Origin of the sequence: Paraburkholderia sp. J76, assembly GCF_905220295.1 — a bacterium.
Lineage (GTDB): Bacteria > Pseudomonadota > Gammaproteobacteria > Burkholderiales > Burkholderiaceae > Paraburkholderia.
On record NZ_CAJMZJ010000007.1, the window covers coordinates 314,375 to 329,568 of the forward strand.

Annotated in this window: 13 protein-coding genes and 1 pseudogene; 10 read left to right on the top strand and 4 right to left on the bottom strand. The window is 66.1% G+C overall.

What is annotated here, in order from left to right; translation table 11 throughout:
* The first annotated feature begins 1 nt into the window (after window position 1).
* The 3 genes from cydB to U5768_RS16380 all read left to right on the top strand — a co-directional run bounded on the left by cydB (window position 2) and on the right by U5768_RS16380 (window position 2,020).
* Entirely contained in the window at window positions 2-1,006 is a 1,005-nt protein-coding gene (gene cydB, locus U5768_RS16370) for a cytochrome d ubiquinol oxidase subunit II (protein ID WP_322031453.1), read from the top strand.
* Window positions 981-1,157, top strand: coding sequence for a hypothetical protein (locus U5768_RS16375; RefSeq protein ID WP_322031454.1), 177 nt, complete (start codon window positions 981-983; stop codon window positions 1,155-1,157). The genes cydB and U5768_RS16375 overlap by 26 nt, the downstream gene beginning before the upstream one ends.
* 83 nt (window positions 1,158-1,240) lie before the next feature.
* Window positions 1,241-2,020 carry a hypothetical protein gene (locus U5768_RS16380; RefSeq protein WP_322031455.1) on the top strand — a complete coding sequence of 260 codons (780 nt, stop codon included), beginning with the start codon at window positions 1,241-1,243 and terminating at the stop codon, window positions 2,018-2,020.
* 27 nt (window positions 2,021-2,047) lie between these two features.
* Here U5768_RS16380 and U5768_RS16385 read toward each other — a convergent pair.
* Both U5768_RS16385 and U5768_RS16390 read right to left on the bottom strand, forming a co-directional pair.
* Window positions 2,048-2,739 (bottom strand): annotated as a pseudogene (locus U5768_RS16385) (methyltransferase family protein).
* 56 nt (window positions 2,740-2,795) lie between these two features.
* Window positions 2,796-3,662, bottom strand: a complete 867-nt coding sequence (locus U5768_RS16390) for an arylamine N-acetyltransferase (RefSeq protein ID WP_322031456.1) — start codon at window positions 3,660-3,662, stop codon at window positions 2,796-2,798.
* 316 nt (window positions 3,663-3,978) lie between these two features.
* Between U5768_RS16390 and U5768_RS16395 the strand changes: the two genes are divergently transcribed.
* The 6 genes from U5768_RS16395 (at window position 3,979) to U5768_RS16420 (ending at window position 11,866) form a co-directional block, all read left to right on the top strand.
* Complete coding sequence (locus U5768_RS16395; protein WP_322031457.1) at window positions 3,979-5,487, top strand: carbohydrate porin; 1,509 nt, start codon at window positions 3,979-3,981, stop codon at window positions 5,485-5,487.
* A gap of 88 nt (window positions 5,488-5,575) precedes the next feature.
* A complete protein-coding gene (locus tag U5768_RS16400) occupies window positions 5,576-6,736 on the top strand; it encodes a hypothetical protein (RefSeq protein WP_322031458.1) in 1,161 nt (386 codons plus the stop codon).
* A 2-nt stretch (window positions 6,737-6,738) separates the two neighbouring features.
* Window positions 6,739-8,046, top strand: a complete 1,308-nt coding sequence (gene efeB, locus U5768_RS16405) for an iron uptake transporter deferrochelatase/peroxidase subunit (RefSeq protein ID WP_322031459.1) — start codon at window positions 6,739-6,741, stop codon at window positions 8,044-8,046.
* A gap of 42 nt (window positions 8,047-8,088) precedes the next feature.
* On the top strand, window positions 8,089-9,108 hold the full coding sequence (locus U5768_RS16410; RefSeq protein WP_415913915.1) for an iron ABC transporter substrate-binding protein: 1,020 nt from the start codon (window positions 8,089-8,091) through the stop codon (window positions 9,106-9,108).
* Window positions 9,109-9,163: 55 nt separating this feature from the next.
* The gene (locus tag U5768_RS16415) at window positions 9,164-10,807 is read left to right on the top strand and encodes an iron ABC transporter permease (RefSeq protein ID WP_322031494.1); all 1,644 of its coding nucleotides are present in this window, start codon (window positions 9,164-9,166) and stop codon (window positions 10,805-10,807) included.
* A 9-nt stretch (window positions 10,808-10,816) separates the two neighbouring features.
* On the top strand, window positions 10,817-11,866 hold the full coding sequence (locus tag U5768_RS16420) for an ABC transporter ATP-binding protein (protein ID WP_322031460.1): 1,050 nt from the start codon (window positions 10,817-10,819) through the stop codon (window positions 11,864-11,866).
* Here U5768_RS16420 and U5768_RS16425 read toward each other — a convergent pair.
* Window positions 11,854-12,723, bottom strand: coding sequence for a LysR family transcriptional regulator (locus U5768_RS16425; RefSeq protein WP_322031461.1), 870 nt, complete (start codon window positions 12,721-12,723; stop codon window positions 11,854-11,856). The two genes, U5768_RS16420 and U5768_RS16425, sit on opposite strands and share 13 nt — an antisense overlap.
* Before the next feature lie 134 nt (window positions 12,724-12,857).
* Between U5768_RS16425 and U5768_RS16430 the strand changes: the two genes are divergently transcribed.
* Window positions 12,858-13,784 (top strand): DMT family transporter, encoded by a 927-nt coding sequence (locus U5768_RS16430; protein WP_322031462.1) that lies wholly within the window; start codon window positions 12,858-12,860, stop codon window positions 13,782-13,784.
* Between the two features lie 21 nt (window positions 13,785-13,805).
* Here U5768_RS16430 and U5768_RS16435 read toward each other — a convergent pair whose 3' ends face one another.
* Window positions 13,806-15,107 (bottom strand): MFS transporter, encoded by a 1,302-nt coding sequence (locus tag U5768_RS16435; RefSeq protein ID WP_322031463.1) that lies wholly within the window; start codon window positions 15,105-15,107, stop codon window positions 13,806-13,808.
* Between the last annotated feature and the right edge of the window lie 87 nt (window positions 15,108-15,194).

Consider the following 15,194-nt stretch of genomic DNA (forward strand, 5'->3'; position numbering starts at 1 on the left):
AATGGATGTCACCGTCATCTGGGCCGCGATCATCGCGCTCGGCGTTCTTCTCTACGTGGTGCTGGACGGCTTCGACCTCGGCATCGGCATCGTGTTTCCGCTCTTTCCCGACGAGGCGGAGCGCGATCTCATGATGAACACCGTTGCCCCCGTGTGGGACGGCAACGAGACCTGGCTCGTGCTCGGCGGCGCGGGGCTCTTCGCCGTGTTCCCCGTGGTGTACTCGACCGTGCTCTCGGCGCTCTATTTGCCGCTCGTGTTCATGCTCGCGTGCCTGGTCTTCCGCGGCGTGTCGTTCGAGATTCGCGCCAAGGCCAACCGCACGAAGCATCTCTGGGACCTCGCGTTCATCGGCGGATCGACGGGCGCGGCGTTCTTCCAGGGCATCGCGCTCGGCGCCTTCCTGCAAGGCATTCCGATGGACGGCGGCCAGTTCGCCGGCGACGCCTTCGGCTGGCTCACGCCCTTCAGCCTGCTCTCGGGCTTCGGGCTCGTCGCGACCTACGCACTGCTCGGCTGCTGCTGGCTCGTCGCGAAGACCGAGGGCGACCTGCAGCGCCGCCTGCGCAAGCTCGTCTGGCCGCTCACGGTCATGCTGCTCGGCTTCATCGCGCTCGTGAGCCTGTGGACGCCGCTGCAGGACCCGGCCATCGCCGAACGCTGGTTCCGCTCGGGCCTCTTCTGGCGCCTCGCGCCGGTGCCGCTGCTCGTGCTCGCCTGCGCCGCGTGGATGCGCTGGGCCGTGCACGCGCGCCATCACAAGACGCCCTTCATCGCGGCCATCGGGCTCGTGCTGCTCGGCTATGCGGGGCTGCTTGTGAGCCTTTGGCCCTATGCGATTCCCCAGGGCCTCACGCTATGGGAAGCGGCCGCGCCGCGCGAGAGCCAGATGTTCACGCTCGCGGGCGCGGCGTTCATTCTGCCGGTCATCCTCGCGTACACGATGCTCGGTTACTGGGTCTTCAGAGGCAAGGTGCGTCATGGCGACACCCATCACTATCACTAACGCGCGACGCGGCCGCACGCCACGCCTCGCCCGCGCGCTGCCCGGCTGGCTATGGTTCGTACTCCTCTGGTGTGCGGGCGTGGGCGCGGCCGTGTCGCTCGGTTTTGCGTTCAAGGTTTTCATGAACCTCACGCTGTTCGCCGTGAAGTGACTTGCAAAGCGGAGTCACCCGCTCGCTCGATTTCGCGGCGCCGCGTTAGACTGTAGGTTCTCTGTTACCCGTGTGAAACCCTCATGCAACAGATGACCTTCATGGAATGCGTCAAGCGCGCGTGGGCTAGCGCCTGGCAAGCGGCCGTGCAAATGCCGGTTCTCGTCGTGGCGACATTCGCTATCTACGCGGCGCTCGGCTGGTTCGGGCTTGCCGGGCGGCCCGTGGCCGCCGAAGGCGCGACGCCTTCCGCCGCGCTCATCGTGCTCGGCAATCTCGCGTCGCTCCTGAATTCGCTTCTGTACCTCTGGTTCACGCTCAAGATCTCGCGCTTCGTGCTGCTAGGCGAGCGCAGCGCGCCGCTCATGCCCGCCAGAGCCAGGCCGTTCCTGCGCATTTTCGCGGTCGGCCTCATTCTGGCGGTCGCGCTCGGCGCGTTCGCGCTGTTACTGTGGCTCGTGCTGCGGCCTCAATACCAGGGCGGCGCCGCGTTTCTCTTTCTCGTGGTGCTCGCGATCTGGATGTTCGTGGCCGTGCGCCTCTCGCTGCTCTTTCCCGCGCTCGCGATCGGCAGCCCCATCGACTTTCGCGCCGCGTGGCGAGACAGCCGCGGGCACTTCTGGAGCCTCTTCGGCGTTACTTTCGTCGCCGCGCTGCCCATTGCGGTGTGCGGCCTGATGGTGCTGATCGGCATGGGCCTCGCGGGCGTCTCGCCGGAAATCGTGCGCACGCCGGGTTGGCTCACCGCCCTCGCCATTGGCCAGAGCGTCGGCAATATCGTGTTCGCGCTGTTGACCACCACGGCGCTGGCGTGGCTTTATCGCCGGTATGCGCAAGCGCTGGCGTCGCCCGCTACACAGTAGATTCGCACTGCCTGGTATTCCCCGGCGCTACCAGACGCCGGGAACGAAGCGATAGCGCACGCGCGCCAGATACTCGCGGTAGCCGGGCAAATTCTCCGCAAGCGTTTGCTCCTCGCGCACCGCGCGATAGCCGATCCCCACCACCATGACGGGCACGCACGCGAGTCCCCACCACGAACCGAGCATGAGCGGCGTGCCGGCGAGAAAGAGCAGCGCGAAGCCATACATCGGGTGGCGCACATAGGCATAGGGGCCGGTGTCGCTGACCGTGTGCCCGCGTTCGTTCTGAATCTTCACCACGGGCGCCGCAAAGCGGTTCGCCGCGAACACGGCGCGCGTCGCGTAGATATCGATCACGATGAAAATGGCGCCGAGCACGCTGAGCCACAGCGGCACACGCGACCAGCCCATGCGTACGGCGTCGATTCCCATCAGGCACAGCCACGCGCAAAAGCCCACCGAAACGCACACAGCATGAACACGCGGTCCCACGGCTGCTGCGTGCGTTGCGCGAACGGCGCGAGCCGTTCGGCAAGCAGGCCTGGATCTTCGCGCGCCAGCCACAGGCCGATCCACATGCCGCACAACGCCCACTCGATGAGCCACAGCCACGCCGCCGTCCATGCCAGCGTGCCTGCCGAAACGAACAGCAGCACGCCCATCAGCCCGAACCAGACCACGACTTGCACGACCAGCTTCGCCATGAGCGCTTTGGTCATTTTCAGTTCAGTCACGATGTCCTCCTGCGCGCGCACGCAGCGCCTTTTCGGGCTGCTTACCGTTGCGCGTTGTGCGAAGTCATGCGCGCATAGAGCGCGTCGGCGTCGCCAGGCTGCGCCGATGCGCCGCACGCGAGATCGATGCCGAAGCGTTCGCGCAGACACTGCGCGAGTTCCGTCCCATTCGCGATCGTGCGTTCCTCGCTCACATGGCCTTGCGCGTCGCGCTCCGTAAAGCGCTCGTTGAAGAGGATCGCGCGACCGCCTTCGCGCGCAATGCATACCATCAGGCTGGACGTGAAGAACGAATCGGGCGACGCCGACGTGTACCAGTTCGCCATTTCGTAATCGACCCATTCCGCAGGCGTCAATTCGAAGCGATAGAGATCGGCCCACTTCTCGCCGTCGAACACTTCGAGCTTGCGCTCATTCGCCGACAACGTCGCGAGCCGCGCCGGTTCTAGCGGCGTTGGCTGCGCCGCCGCGGTCGAAAACGAAAGCGGCGCGCACAGCGTCGCGCCGCCGAAGCCGACGTCGGCAAGCCATGAATCGCCTTGCGCCTCCACGCGCAGCAGCATGTGCGTGCGCGGCGTACGCGCGCCGGGCTCGCGACCGTACAACACGCGCGCGGAAAGCGGCGTCACGGCAAAACCCAGTTGCATGAGCGCATGCGCAAACAAGGTGTTGTGCTCGAAGCAATAGCCGCCGCGATGCTGCATCACGAGTTTCCCGACGATGTCCGGCAACTTGACCGAAACGCGCCGCCCCGCAAGCGGATCGAGATTCTCGAACGCAATGGCAAGCGGATGAAGGCGATGCAGATCGCGCAGCACGGCAAGGGTGGCCGCGCGCGGACCGTCGTACCCGATGCGGGCGAAGTACGCGTCCAGATCGAGTTCGGAGCGCGGGGAAATGTCGGTCATGGCGCCGCCTTGTTTTGAAGTTTGCGCGATAAACGTCCGTTCACGACCACGATGATAAGCGACTTCATTCGCCTGACTAATCCGTCAAAAACTAACTATCTGTAATGCGCAAACGCCAAAACGACAGGTGTTAGTAAGGAATCAGATGACGCCGCGTAAAACAAGCGTAAAACGGTTGAGAATCATTCTCGTTTTTGTTGACGCTCGCATTTGCTGTGAGTACGATGGCGCCGTCTGGAGATGTCGGGCATTCAGCGATTTGCGAATAACAACATCCACTCGATCAATCAAATCATTTCAATAAGTAAGGAATACGATGGAATCGACCCGAACCGTCCGCGTGCCCGCGCTCGCCTGCCCGCGCAGCGCAGGCCGCCCGGCGCGCCGGCGCGCACCGGCGTTGCGCGCCATCGCCGTGCTTGCCGCGAGCGCGACATTCGCTTGCGGCGCCGCGCACGCGCAGAGCAACGCTAACCCCGACGCCGCCCCGGAAGCGCCCGAAGCCGACCTCGCCATTCAGGCGCAGCCGTCGAGCTTCTGGACCGGCTTCTGGACGCGCCAGACCATGCTCGGCGACATCGGCGGACTGCGGCCGTGGCTCGGCAAATACGGTGTGACGTTCCAGCTCACGGAGACAAGCGAGTATCTCGCGAACCTGCGCGGCGGTCTCAAGACCGGCGGCGCATACGACGGCCTCACGACGGCGACGGTCCAGGTCGACACGAGCAAGGCGCTCGGCATTCCGGGCGGCCTCTTCAACGCAAGCGCGCTGCAGATCCACGGCACCAATCTGAGCGAATCGCACCTCGGCACGCTGAACACGGCGAGCGGCATCGAAGCGACGGCGACCACGCGGCTGTGGGAGCTGTGGTATCAGCAGTCGTTTTTCGACAAGCGCCTCGACGTGAAGATCGGTCAGCAAAGTCTCGACCAGGAATTCATCGTAAGCCAGTATGCGGCGCTCTTCGTCAACACGATGTTCGGCTGGCCCGCGCTGCCTTCGTACGACATGCCGTCGGGCGGCCCCGCTTATCCGCTCGCGGGTCTCGGCGTGCGCGTGCGCGGACAGATCACGCCTTCGCTGACCGCGCTCGCGGGCGTGTTCGCAGGCGACCCGCTCGGCAACAATCCGGATAACCTTAGTGGTACGAACTTCAACCTGCACAACGGCACGTTGTGGATCGGCGAACTGCAATACGCCATCAACCAGCCGTCCGAAGGCGAACTGGTCAGCGCGGACAATCGCAGCCTGCCGGGCACCTACAAAGTGGGCTTCTGGTACAACAACAACCCGTTCGCGGACCAGCGCTTCGACAACACCGGCCTTTCGCTCGCGAATCCGAACTCGACCGGCATCGCGGCGCAGCACCAGGGCAACTACAGTTTCTATGCGGTGGCCGACCAGATGATCTGGCGTCCCGACCCGGACGAGCCGCGCAGCATCGGCGTATTCGCGCGCGTGATGGGCGCGCCCGGCGACCGCAATCTGGTGAGCCTCGCGGCCAACCTGGGCATCGTGATGAAGGCGCCGTTCAAGGGCCGCGACAACGACAGCGTGGGCCTCGCCGCCACGTACATCAAGGTCGGCAACAACGTGCACAACCTCGACCTCGACCAGCAGATGTTCACCGGCGGTCCCTACGGCGTGCGTACGCAGGAAACGACGCTCGAAGCCACCTATCAGTATCAGGTCACGCCGTGGTGGCTTCTCCAGGCCGACGCGCAATACACGTTCAACGCCGGCGCCGGCCAGAATCCGCAGGACCCGACCGCGCCGCTGCGCAATACGTTCGTGGTGGGCGTTCGGACCAATATCACGTTCTAAGCCCAGCAATCGACATCATGTCCAACACCAGGTCCTCGCGTTCTTCTTCCGGCGTGCGCGCCGGCCGCGCGAGGCACGGAGATTCAGAATGAAACACGCTACGCGCACGTTCCTGCAATGCACGGTCCACGCGGCCCGCTCCGCGCTCGCGCTCGCCGCCGCGGCGGCGCTCGCAGGCGCCCCGCTCGCCGCTCACGCGGACCAGCAGGGCCTGCTCGAGACCGTCAAGCACCACACCACGCTCATCAATACGGTGCCCGACAACGGCGACCAGAATCCGTACGCGATCTTCGTCGCGCCGGTTTCCGCCGGAACGGTGAAAGCGGGCGACGTGCTGGTGGACAACTTCAATAACGCGGCCAACCTGCAGGGCACCGGCAGCACGATCGTCGACTATCACCCCGATACGAAGCAGATGACGCTGTTCGCGACGATTCCGCGCGATCTCAAGGAATGCCCGGGCGGCGTCGGCCTTTCGACGGCGATGACGATGCTCAAGTCGGGCTGGGTCATCGTGGGGAGCACGCCGAGCAACGACGGCACGACCGGCACCAAGGGCGCGGGCTGCATGATCGTGCTCGACAGCAACGGCAAGATCAACAAGGTCATCAGCAGTCCGAACATCAACGATCCGTGGGGCAACATGGCCGTGGTCGACAACGGCGACCACGCCACGCTGTTCGTGAGCAATGCGGGCTTCGGCGTGGGCGGCGCCGACGGCGATCCGCCCGTCTTCAAGCAGGCCACGGTGTTGCGGCTCGAACTCGACATCCCGAACGGCCAGGCGCCGGTCGTGAAGAGCGAAACCGTGGTGGCGAGCGGCTTCGGCGCGCAGGCGGACAAGGGCGTGTTCCTCGTCGGGCCGACCGGCCTCGCGCTTTCGGCCGACAACAAGCTGCTCTATGTGTCCGATGCGATCGGCAACCGCATCAACGTGATCGAGGACCCGCTCACGCGCGACACGAGCGCGGGCGTGGGCCGCCAGCTCACCGCGGACGGCTTGCTGCACCGCCCGCTCGCGATGATCACGACGCCGCAGGGTCATCTGCTCGTGACGAATGCGTTGAACGGCCAGGTCGTCGAAATCGACCCGGCCGCCGCAAAACAGCTATACGCGCGCTGGATCGATACCGACAAGGCGCAAACCCCTCCGGGCAACGGCGACCTGTTCGGCATCGCGCTGACCCCGGCAGGCGACGGCTTCTACTACGTGGAAGACGACGTGAATACTCTCGTGCTGGCCAAATAATCATGTCCTCCGACGATACATCCAACCCACCCTCGCGCCCCGCGCGGCGCGGCTTCCTGAAAGCCGGCGCTGCGCTCGGCGCCAGTATCGGCGCGGGCCTTGGCGCAAGCGGTCTCGCCCAGGCCGCCGAGGCGAAGCACCATGCCACGGCCGCCGACCCGATGCTTGCGGTCGAGCCGTTCTACGGCGAGCACCAGGGCGGCATCGTGACGCCGCAACAGGCGCACACGTATGTCGCAGCGTTCGACCTCACGACGACCTCGCGCGACGACGTCATCAACCTGCTGCGCAAGTGGACCGAGTCCGCGGCCCGCATGAGCCAGGCGCAACCGGCGGCCTCGCTCGACGGCACCGGCGACGACCACCCCGCGCCCGACTCCGGCGACGTGCTCGGCCTCGGCCCGGCGGGCCTCACGGTCACCTTCGGCTTCGGCCCCGGCCTCTTTACGTCGCAGGAGAAGGACCGCTACGGTCTCGCGCACAAGCGCCCCGCCGCGCTCGTCGATCTGCCGCGCTTCAACGGCGACCAGTTGATCGCGCAAAAAACCGGCGGCGATCTGTTCGTGCAGGCGTGCGCCAACGACGCGCAAGTCGCTTTCCACGCAGTACGTCAGCTCGCGCGGCAAGGCTATGGAATCCTGACGATGCGCTGGGGCCAGGCGGGCTTTCTCTCGGGACCGCGCGCGCAAACGCCGCGCAACCTCATGGGCTTCAAGGACGGCACGAACAACCCGCCGATCGCGGACCCGAAGGCGATGAACCAGTTCGTCTGGGCCACCGCCGCCGACGCGCCGTGGATGCAGGGCGGCACGTATACGGTGGTGCGCCGCATCCGCATTACGCTTGAGCACTGGGACCAGATGGAACTGGGCTTCCAGGAACAGGTGTTCGGCCGCCACAAGTACAGCGGCGCGCCCATCGGCCAGAAGAAGGAGTTCGACAACGTCGATCTCGACGCGCAGGACAAGGACGGCAACCCGCTGATTCCCGAGAACTCGCACGTGCGGCTCTCGAACCGCGCCTCGAACAACGGCGCGCAGATTCTGCGCCGCTCGTACTCGTACAACGACAGCACGGACTTCTATATCGAGCGCTGGCCGCCATGGCGCCAGGAAACCGAATATGACGCGGGCCTCATCTTCATCGCTCACCAGGGCGATCCGCGTACGGGCTTCATTCCGATCAACGAGCGCCTCGCGAAGTTCGACATGATGAACCAGTTCACGACGCACGTGGGCAGCGCGATCTTCGCATGCCCGCCCGGCGCGAAAGCGGGCTCGTTCATCGGCGCGGAGCTGTTCAATGCATAAGATCGCCTGAGATCATTCGATAACAACGGACAACTGATCAATATGAAAATGACCATGATGCGCGCGCCGCTGCGCGCCGCCGCCCTCTCGCTCGCGCTTGCGGGCATGCTGCCGCTTGCCGCGCACGCCGCCTCGATCACGCTGTACAACGCGCAGCACGAGCAGGTCGTGAACCAGCTTGCGAAAGACTTCGAGCAGCAAACCGGCATCGGCGTGAAGATCCGCAGCGGCGAAGGTCCGGCGATCGCGGCGCAGCTCATCGCCGAAGGCGAGAAAACACCCGCCGACGTCTACTTCACCGAGAATTCGCCGGAACTGATGCTGCTGGAAGAAAAGGGCCTGCTCGCCTCCGTGCCGCAAGCAACGCTCGCCGAGGTGCCCGCACGCTTTAGCTCGCCGCAAGGACAATGGGTGGGCGTGACCGCGCGCGAGAACGTGCTCGCGTACAACACGGCCAAAGTGCAACCGGCGCAATTGCCGAAATCGATTTTCGATCTCGCCAAGCCGGAATGGAAAGGCAAGGTCGGCATCGCACCGAGCGACGCCGACTTCCTGCCGCTCGTCGACGCCGTGCTCGCCGTGAAGGGCGAAGCCGCGACGCTCGAATGGCTCAAGGGCCTGAAGACCAACTCGCAGATTTTCGACGACGACGAAGGCGTGGTCGCCGCCGTGAATCGCGGCGCAGTCGCCACCGGCATCATCAACAATTATTACTGGGACCGCCTGCACGCCGAAATCGGCGACAAGAAAACGCAAAGCGCCGTCGCGCATTTCGCCGATGGCGACGTGGGCGCGCTCGTCAACGTTTCGGGCGCCGCCGTGATGAAGTCCGCGCACAACGTGGACGGCGCGCAGAAGTTCCTCGCCTACCTCGTGAGCGATCGCGCGCAGAAGCTGATGGCGCAGGACCGCATCAGCTTCGAGTACCCGCTGCGGCCCGGCGTGGCGAGCGACCCCATCAACAAGCCGTTCGACCAGTTGAAGCCGCCCGCGCTGACCATCCAGCAACTCGGCGACGACAGCCAGGCAGGCAAGCTGCTGCGTCAGGCCGGCCTGCTGTAATCGGTATGGAGTTCGAAGCAATATCGTGAGCGAAGCAGTGACGACGGCGCAAGCCGTGCCCGAGTCCCATCAAGCCGATGACGCGGGAGCACCCCGCCGGCCCGCGCGGCAGCGGGCGCCCCGCGCGCTTTTCGCCGCCGCCGCGCTGGGCCCGCTGCTGGTGCTGCTCCCGCTCGCGCTGACGTTCTGGCGCGCGCTGTCGTTCGGTCTGGCGGATGCCGCCGAGCTGATCTTCCGGCCGCTCGTGGGCGAGTTGCTCGTCAACACGCTCTCGATCACGGTTTCGGCCACGCTCGCTTGCGCCGTGCTCGGAACGGCGGTGGCGTGGCTCGTCGAGCGCACCGACTTGCCGGGGCGGCGCGCGTGGGCGCTCCTCGCCGCCGCGCCGCTCGCCATGCCCGCATTCGTCACGAGCTACGCGTGGGTCTCGCTGAGCCTCGATTTGCAGGACTTTCTCGGCGCGTTCATCGTCATCACGACCGCCTATTTCCCGCTCGTCTATTTGCCCGTGGCCGCCGCGCTGCGCGGTCTCGACCCCGCGCTCGAAGAGTCGGCGCGCGCGCTCGGCTGCAACCGCTGGGCCGTTTTCGTGCGCGTCGTGCTGCCGCAATTGCGCCCTGCGCTGTTCGGCTCGATGCTGCTCGTCGCGCTTGGCGTGCTTTCCGAATTCGGCGCGTTCACGCTGCTGCGCTTTCGTACCTTCACGACCGAGATCTATGCGGAATACCGCACGAGTTTTGATGGCGGCGGCGCCTCGTTACTGGCCTGCGTGCTGATCCTGCTGTGCCTCGTGTGTCTCGTGCTCGAATTTCGCGTGCGCGGGCGCTCGCGCTATGAGCGCGTGGATCGCGGCGCGCGCCGCGCGAGCGCGCGCCATGCGCTCGGTCGCTGGCGCTGGCCCGTCACGGCGGGCTTCGTCGCGCTCAATGTGGCAACGCTCGGCGTGCCGCTCGCGATGATCGGTTACTGGCTCACGCAGCCGGGAGCCGCAGCCATCACGCCCGCCGATGTCTCCGCGGAATTGCTGGTTTCGACCACGTTCGCATCGCTACGCCTCGGCCTCACGGCCGCGTTTTTCACCGTATTGCTCGCGCTGCCGCTCGCGTACCTGCTTGCGCGCTTTCCCGGCCGCGCGGCCACGTTTCTCGAACGCACGGCTTTTGTCGCGCAAGGCGTGCCCAGTCTCGTCATCGCGCTTGCCATCGTCTCGCTCGCCGTGCGCGCGCTCGAACCGCTCTATCAGGGCACCACGTTGCTGATTACGGCGTACGCGATTCTTTGTCTGCCGCTCGCGCTCGTGAGCGTGCGCGCCGCGCTCATGCAAGCGCAGCAGCGCCTCGAAGACACGGCGCGCGCACTCGGCCTCGGCTGGTTCGCCACGCTGCGCCGCGTCGTGCTGCCGCTCGCGGGTCCCGGCCTCGGTGCGGCAGCTTCGATGGTGTTCATCTCCGTGGTCACCGAACTCAATGCGACGCTGCTGCTCGCGCCCATCGGCACGCACACGCTCGCCACGCAGGTCTGGACCGACACTTCGACGCTCGCCTTCGCGGCCGCCGCGCCCTATGCCGCGCTGCTTACCGCGCTTTCGCTCGTCGCTTCGGGCATGCTGTTCGCGTTTGCGGGCCGCTCCGCGCTCGCGGGCCATGCGTCCGTGACGATGCCGGCCGATACGATCAACACGCCGCCCGGCGACGCCTGAGCCTCACCTATGAGCACACTTCGTATTTCCGGCCTGCAGAAGGCCTTCGACGGCCATCCGGTCCTGCACGGCATCGACCTCTCCGTGCGCTCGGGTTCGCTCGTCGCGTTGCTCGGGCCTTCGGGCAGCGGCAAGACCACGCTGTTGCGCGTGCTGTGCGGCTTCGAACGCGCCGACGCCGGCACGATCGAGATCGACGGCCGCCGCGTCGCCGGCGACCGGCTGCATCTGCCCACCGAGCAGCGCCATATCGGCTACGTGCCACAAGAGGGCGCGCTCTTTCCGCATCTCACGGTTGCCGAGAACATCGTGTTCGGCCTGCCGCGCGCGCAGCGCCGCGTACGTCATCGCGTGGCCGAACTGCTCGAACTGGTCGGTCTTCCGGAGTCCTATTCGTCGCGAGCGCCGCAGCAACTCTCCGGTGGCCAGCAGCAGCGCGTGGCGCTTGCCCGTGCGCTCGCGCCGTCGCCCGGCCTCGTGATGCTGGACGAACCGTTTTCTTCGCTCGACGCCGCGTTGCGCGTCGAAACGCGTGAAGCCGTGGCGCGCGCGCTCGCCGCCGCGGGCGCGACCGCCGTGCTCGTCACGCACGACCAGGCCGAGGCGCTTTCGCTCGGTCACGAAGTGGCCGTGCTGTGGCGCGGAAAACTGTTGCAAAGCGGCCCGCCGCAAACGCTCTACCGCCGACCGGCGACGCGCGAACTCGCGGCCTTCATCGGCGAGGCGGTGCTGCTGCCGGGGACCGTAACCAACGGGCGAGCGCATTGCGTGCTAGGCGCGCTGCCGATCCAGCAGGACCAGCACGCCGCGGCGGGCGCCGTGGACGTGATGCTGCGCCCCGAGCAAATCGATGTGCTGCCCGAAACCGCGCAACGCGACGGCGCGCTGGAAGCAGTGGTGCGCGCGATCACCTTCCAGGGCCAGGACGCCGCGCTCACGCTGCAACTGGTCGATGCGCACGCAACGGTCCGGGCGCGCGTGCCCGGCTACCGCACGCCACGCGAAGGCGACCGCGTGCGGCTCGCGGTGGGCGGCGAAGTGAGCGTCTACCCGCGCTGACGCGGCACCGAAAGGTCCTGCACCATCTGCTGCGCGAGGTAATCGCAGGTCGGACGATTCGATTTGACGCTGCGCGCCACCACGATTTCCAGCGGCTCGATCTTCGGCAAGCCCTGCGCCTCGCCGAGAATCGCGAAGCGCGCCGGCACGCTGCAACGCGTGAGTGCGACGATCGCAATGCCCGCCTCCACCGTCGCCGTCAAACCCATCAGGCTCGCGCTGCTATACGCGGCGCGGTAGCGGATGTGCGCCGCATCCAGCGCCGCCACGGTATGTGCGCGCGCCACGCTGCCGTGCTCGTAGAGCCCTACCGGCAGCGGCGACATGGCCAGCGGCGCGGGGTCGGTGGCGGAGCCTACCCACACCATCTCCTCCGCGCGCACGAACTCGCCGCGCATCTTGCGGTCGCGCGTGACGAACGCGATGTCGATCTTGTTGTCCGCCAGCATCGGCCCGAGGGCCACGCTCTGCGCGCAGACGATCTCGATCTCGACATGCGGATAAAGCGTCGAAAAGCGCCGCAACACCGGCGAAAGCAGCGACGCCATATAGTCGTCGGGCGCGCCGAGCACCACGCGCCCCGTCACCTCGGGCCGCACCAGCGCCGCCCACGCCTCCTCCTGCAAGTCGAGCGCGCGCCGCGCATATTCGAGCAGCGTGTTGCCGGGACGCGTGAGCGCGAGATTGCGCGTGTCGCGCGTGAACAGCGTCGTGCCGAGCATCTGCTCGAGCCGCTTGATCTGCATGCTCACGGCTGCCTGCGAGCGATGCACGGTCACGGCGCCCTTCGTGAAACTGCCCGCGTCCGCGACGGCGGCGAAGGTGCGCAGCAAATCGATATCGAATTCGGGGTTCATACGCGCAACGCCGGATTGCAGCCCATTCATAAGCTGCATTGATGGAATTCTTCAATTTAATTCGTTTGTTCGCGCCCCGCAACTGGCGAATACTTTAGCTGTCCCCAACCCGCTTCGATTTCCCCGCCCCGCCCATGCAATCCGAACATCACGGCAACCGCCAGCAAGGCGTCCTCATGCTCGCAGGCGGCGGCCTGCTGATGGGCACGATCGGCGTGTTCGTCGAGGAGGCGCGCCTTGGCGCGCTCACGCTCGTGTTCTTCCGCTGCTTTTTCGGCATGCTCGCGCTCGCCGGATACTGCGCGTACAGGGGCTGGCTCTCGCCAAAGCAGTTCACGCGCCGCACGCTCACGCTAGCCGTGATTTCAGGTGTGCTAATGGTTACGCAGTGGGTGGCTTTCTTCGACGCGATCCATCGCACGAGCATTGCCGTTTCGACGGTCGTGTTTCACGTGCAGCCGTTCTGGGTCGTGCTGATGGGGGCGGCGCTCTTCCACGAGCGGCTCGGCGCCGACCGGCTCGGCTGGATCGGCATCGCTTTCATCGGGCTCGTGCTCGCTTCCGGGGTGCTCGCGGAAAGCCACGTGGCCGATCGTACGAGCTACATGATCGGCATTGGCGAGTCGCTGGGCGGCTCGGTGCTCTATGCGAGCGTCACGCTCATCGCCAAGAGTCTGCGCAACTTTCGCCCGCATCTGCTCACGCTTACGCAATGCGTGGTGGGTTCGGTATGCCTGCCGCTCATCGCGCCGTTTTTTGCGCCGCTCGAACTCGCGCATATTTCGGCCACGCAATGGGGCTGGCTCGTGGGCATGGGCGTGCTGCACACGGGGCTTTCGTACGTGCTGATCTACGGCGCGCTGCCGATGTTGACCACGCCCGTGATCGCCGTGCTGCTGTTTGTTTATCCGCTCACCGCGATCGCCGTCGATGCAATCGTCTACGGTCGCGCGCTGAGCGTGCCGCAACTTACGGGCATGGTGCTGATCGTTGGGGCGAGCCTCGGGGTCAATCTCGGCTGGCGCCTGTTGCCGCCGAGGCTCGTGAAGGTGCGGCGCTGAAAAATGCGCCGCATAACGGGTTCACGTAGGCAGCGTTTGACCCTTCGTTTCCGGCGCAAACGGAATGATCAGGAGTCCTAGCACGAAGGCAAGCGCCGTAAGCGCCACCGGCACGCCGAGCGTGTGCATATGCAGCACCGCTGCGCCCAGCAGAAAGTTCACGCCCGCGCCCACGAATCGCCCAAACGACGTGCAGAACGCAAACGCCGTGGCGCGCACGCGCGTTTCGAACTGCTCCGGCAACCAGAGGCTGAAGAGCGCGAAATTGCCGCCGAAGAAGCCCAGCACGAAGAGCAGCGCGATGAACGGAACGAGACCGTTCTCCAGGTAGAACGCCCAGCCGAAGCTCGCGGCAATCGTCACGGCCATGCCCGCGAAATACACGGCGAGCGTCCACTTGCGGCCGATTCGCTCCGCCATGGGCGGCAGCGCGAGGCAACCGAGGATCGTGCCGATCGACAGGATGCCCGTGGCGATGGAAGCCGTGCGGATCGCCTCGGCCTTGTTCGCGCCCGCCCGGGTCGCCAACTGGATCACGGCGGAAGGCTCATACACCGCGCCGGCCCACAAGCCAATGATCGCGATGGTCAGCAACGCGCACGCCACGATAGTGCGCATGCGGTAGACGTCGCCGAAGATTTCACGCAGCGGGCGGCCGCGATGCACCTGGCTCGCCTCCGACTTCTGCCACTTGGCCGGCTCCTCCACGCGCAGGAGCACAAGAATGGCCACCACCACGGGCACCGCGCCCGTGAGGAACATGGCGCGCCAGCCGAAGTGCACGCCGACCGTGTAATTGAGCGCGGCCGCGATGAAGAAGCCCGCGTAATAGCCGGTCTGCAGATAGCCCGCGCCCATCTTGCGACGGTCTTCTGGCCACGATTCGGCCACGTAGGTGCCCGCGAGCGCCCACTCCCCGCCGATGCCCACGCCCGCGAGAAAGCGGAAAATGCCGAGCGACCACACGCTCTGCGCGGTGGCCGAAAGCCCCGTGAAGATCGCAAACATGAAGATGGTGGCGGCGAGCACGCGCGTACGGCCGAAGCGGTCGGCGAGCGGCCCCCAGATGAACGAGAGGCCCCAGCCCACGAGGAAAAGCGCGAACAGGATCGAGCCGGCAAGCCCGATGTTCGCCGCACTGGCCTCATAGCCCGAGCGCGGCAACAGCTCCGTAAGCGCGGGCGTGAGCACGAGTGCGTAGATGAACGAGTCCATCCCGTCGAGCGTCCAGCCTGCCCAGGCGCCCCAGAAACCGGCGATCTGCGACCGGTTGAGCGGTGTCTTGGTGCGAGTTCGCCGCGCGGACTCGGTGATCGAATTCATGATGCCCCTCTCTCCTTTGATGCCTCGCCGGCACGCGCGGCAGGATGCGCACGCGCGCCGCGAAGCGCGGAAATGCGAGCCGTTATG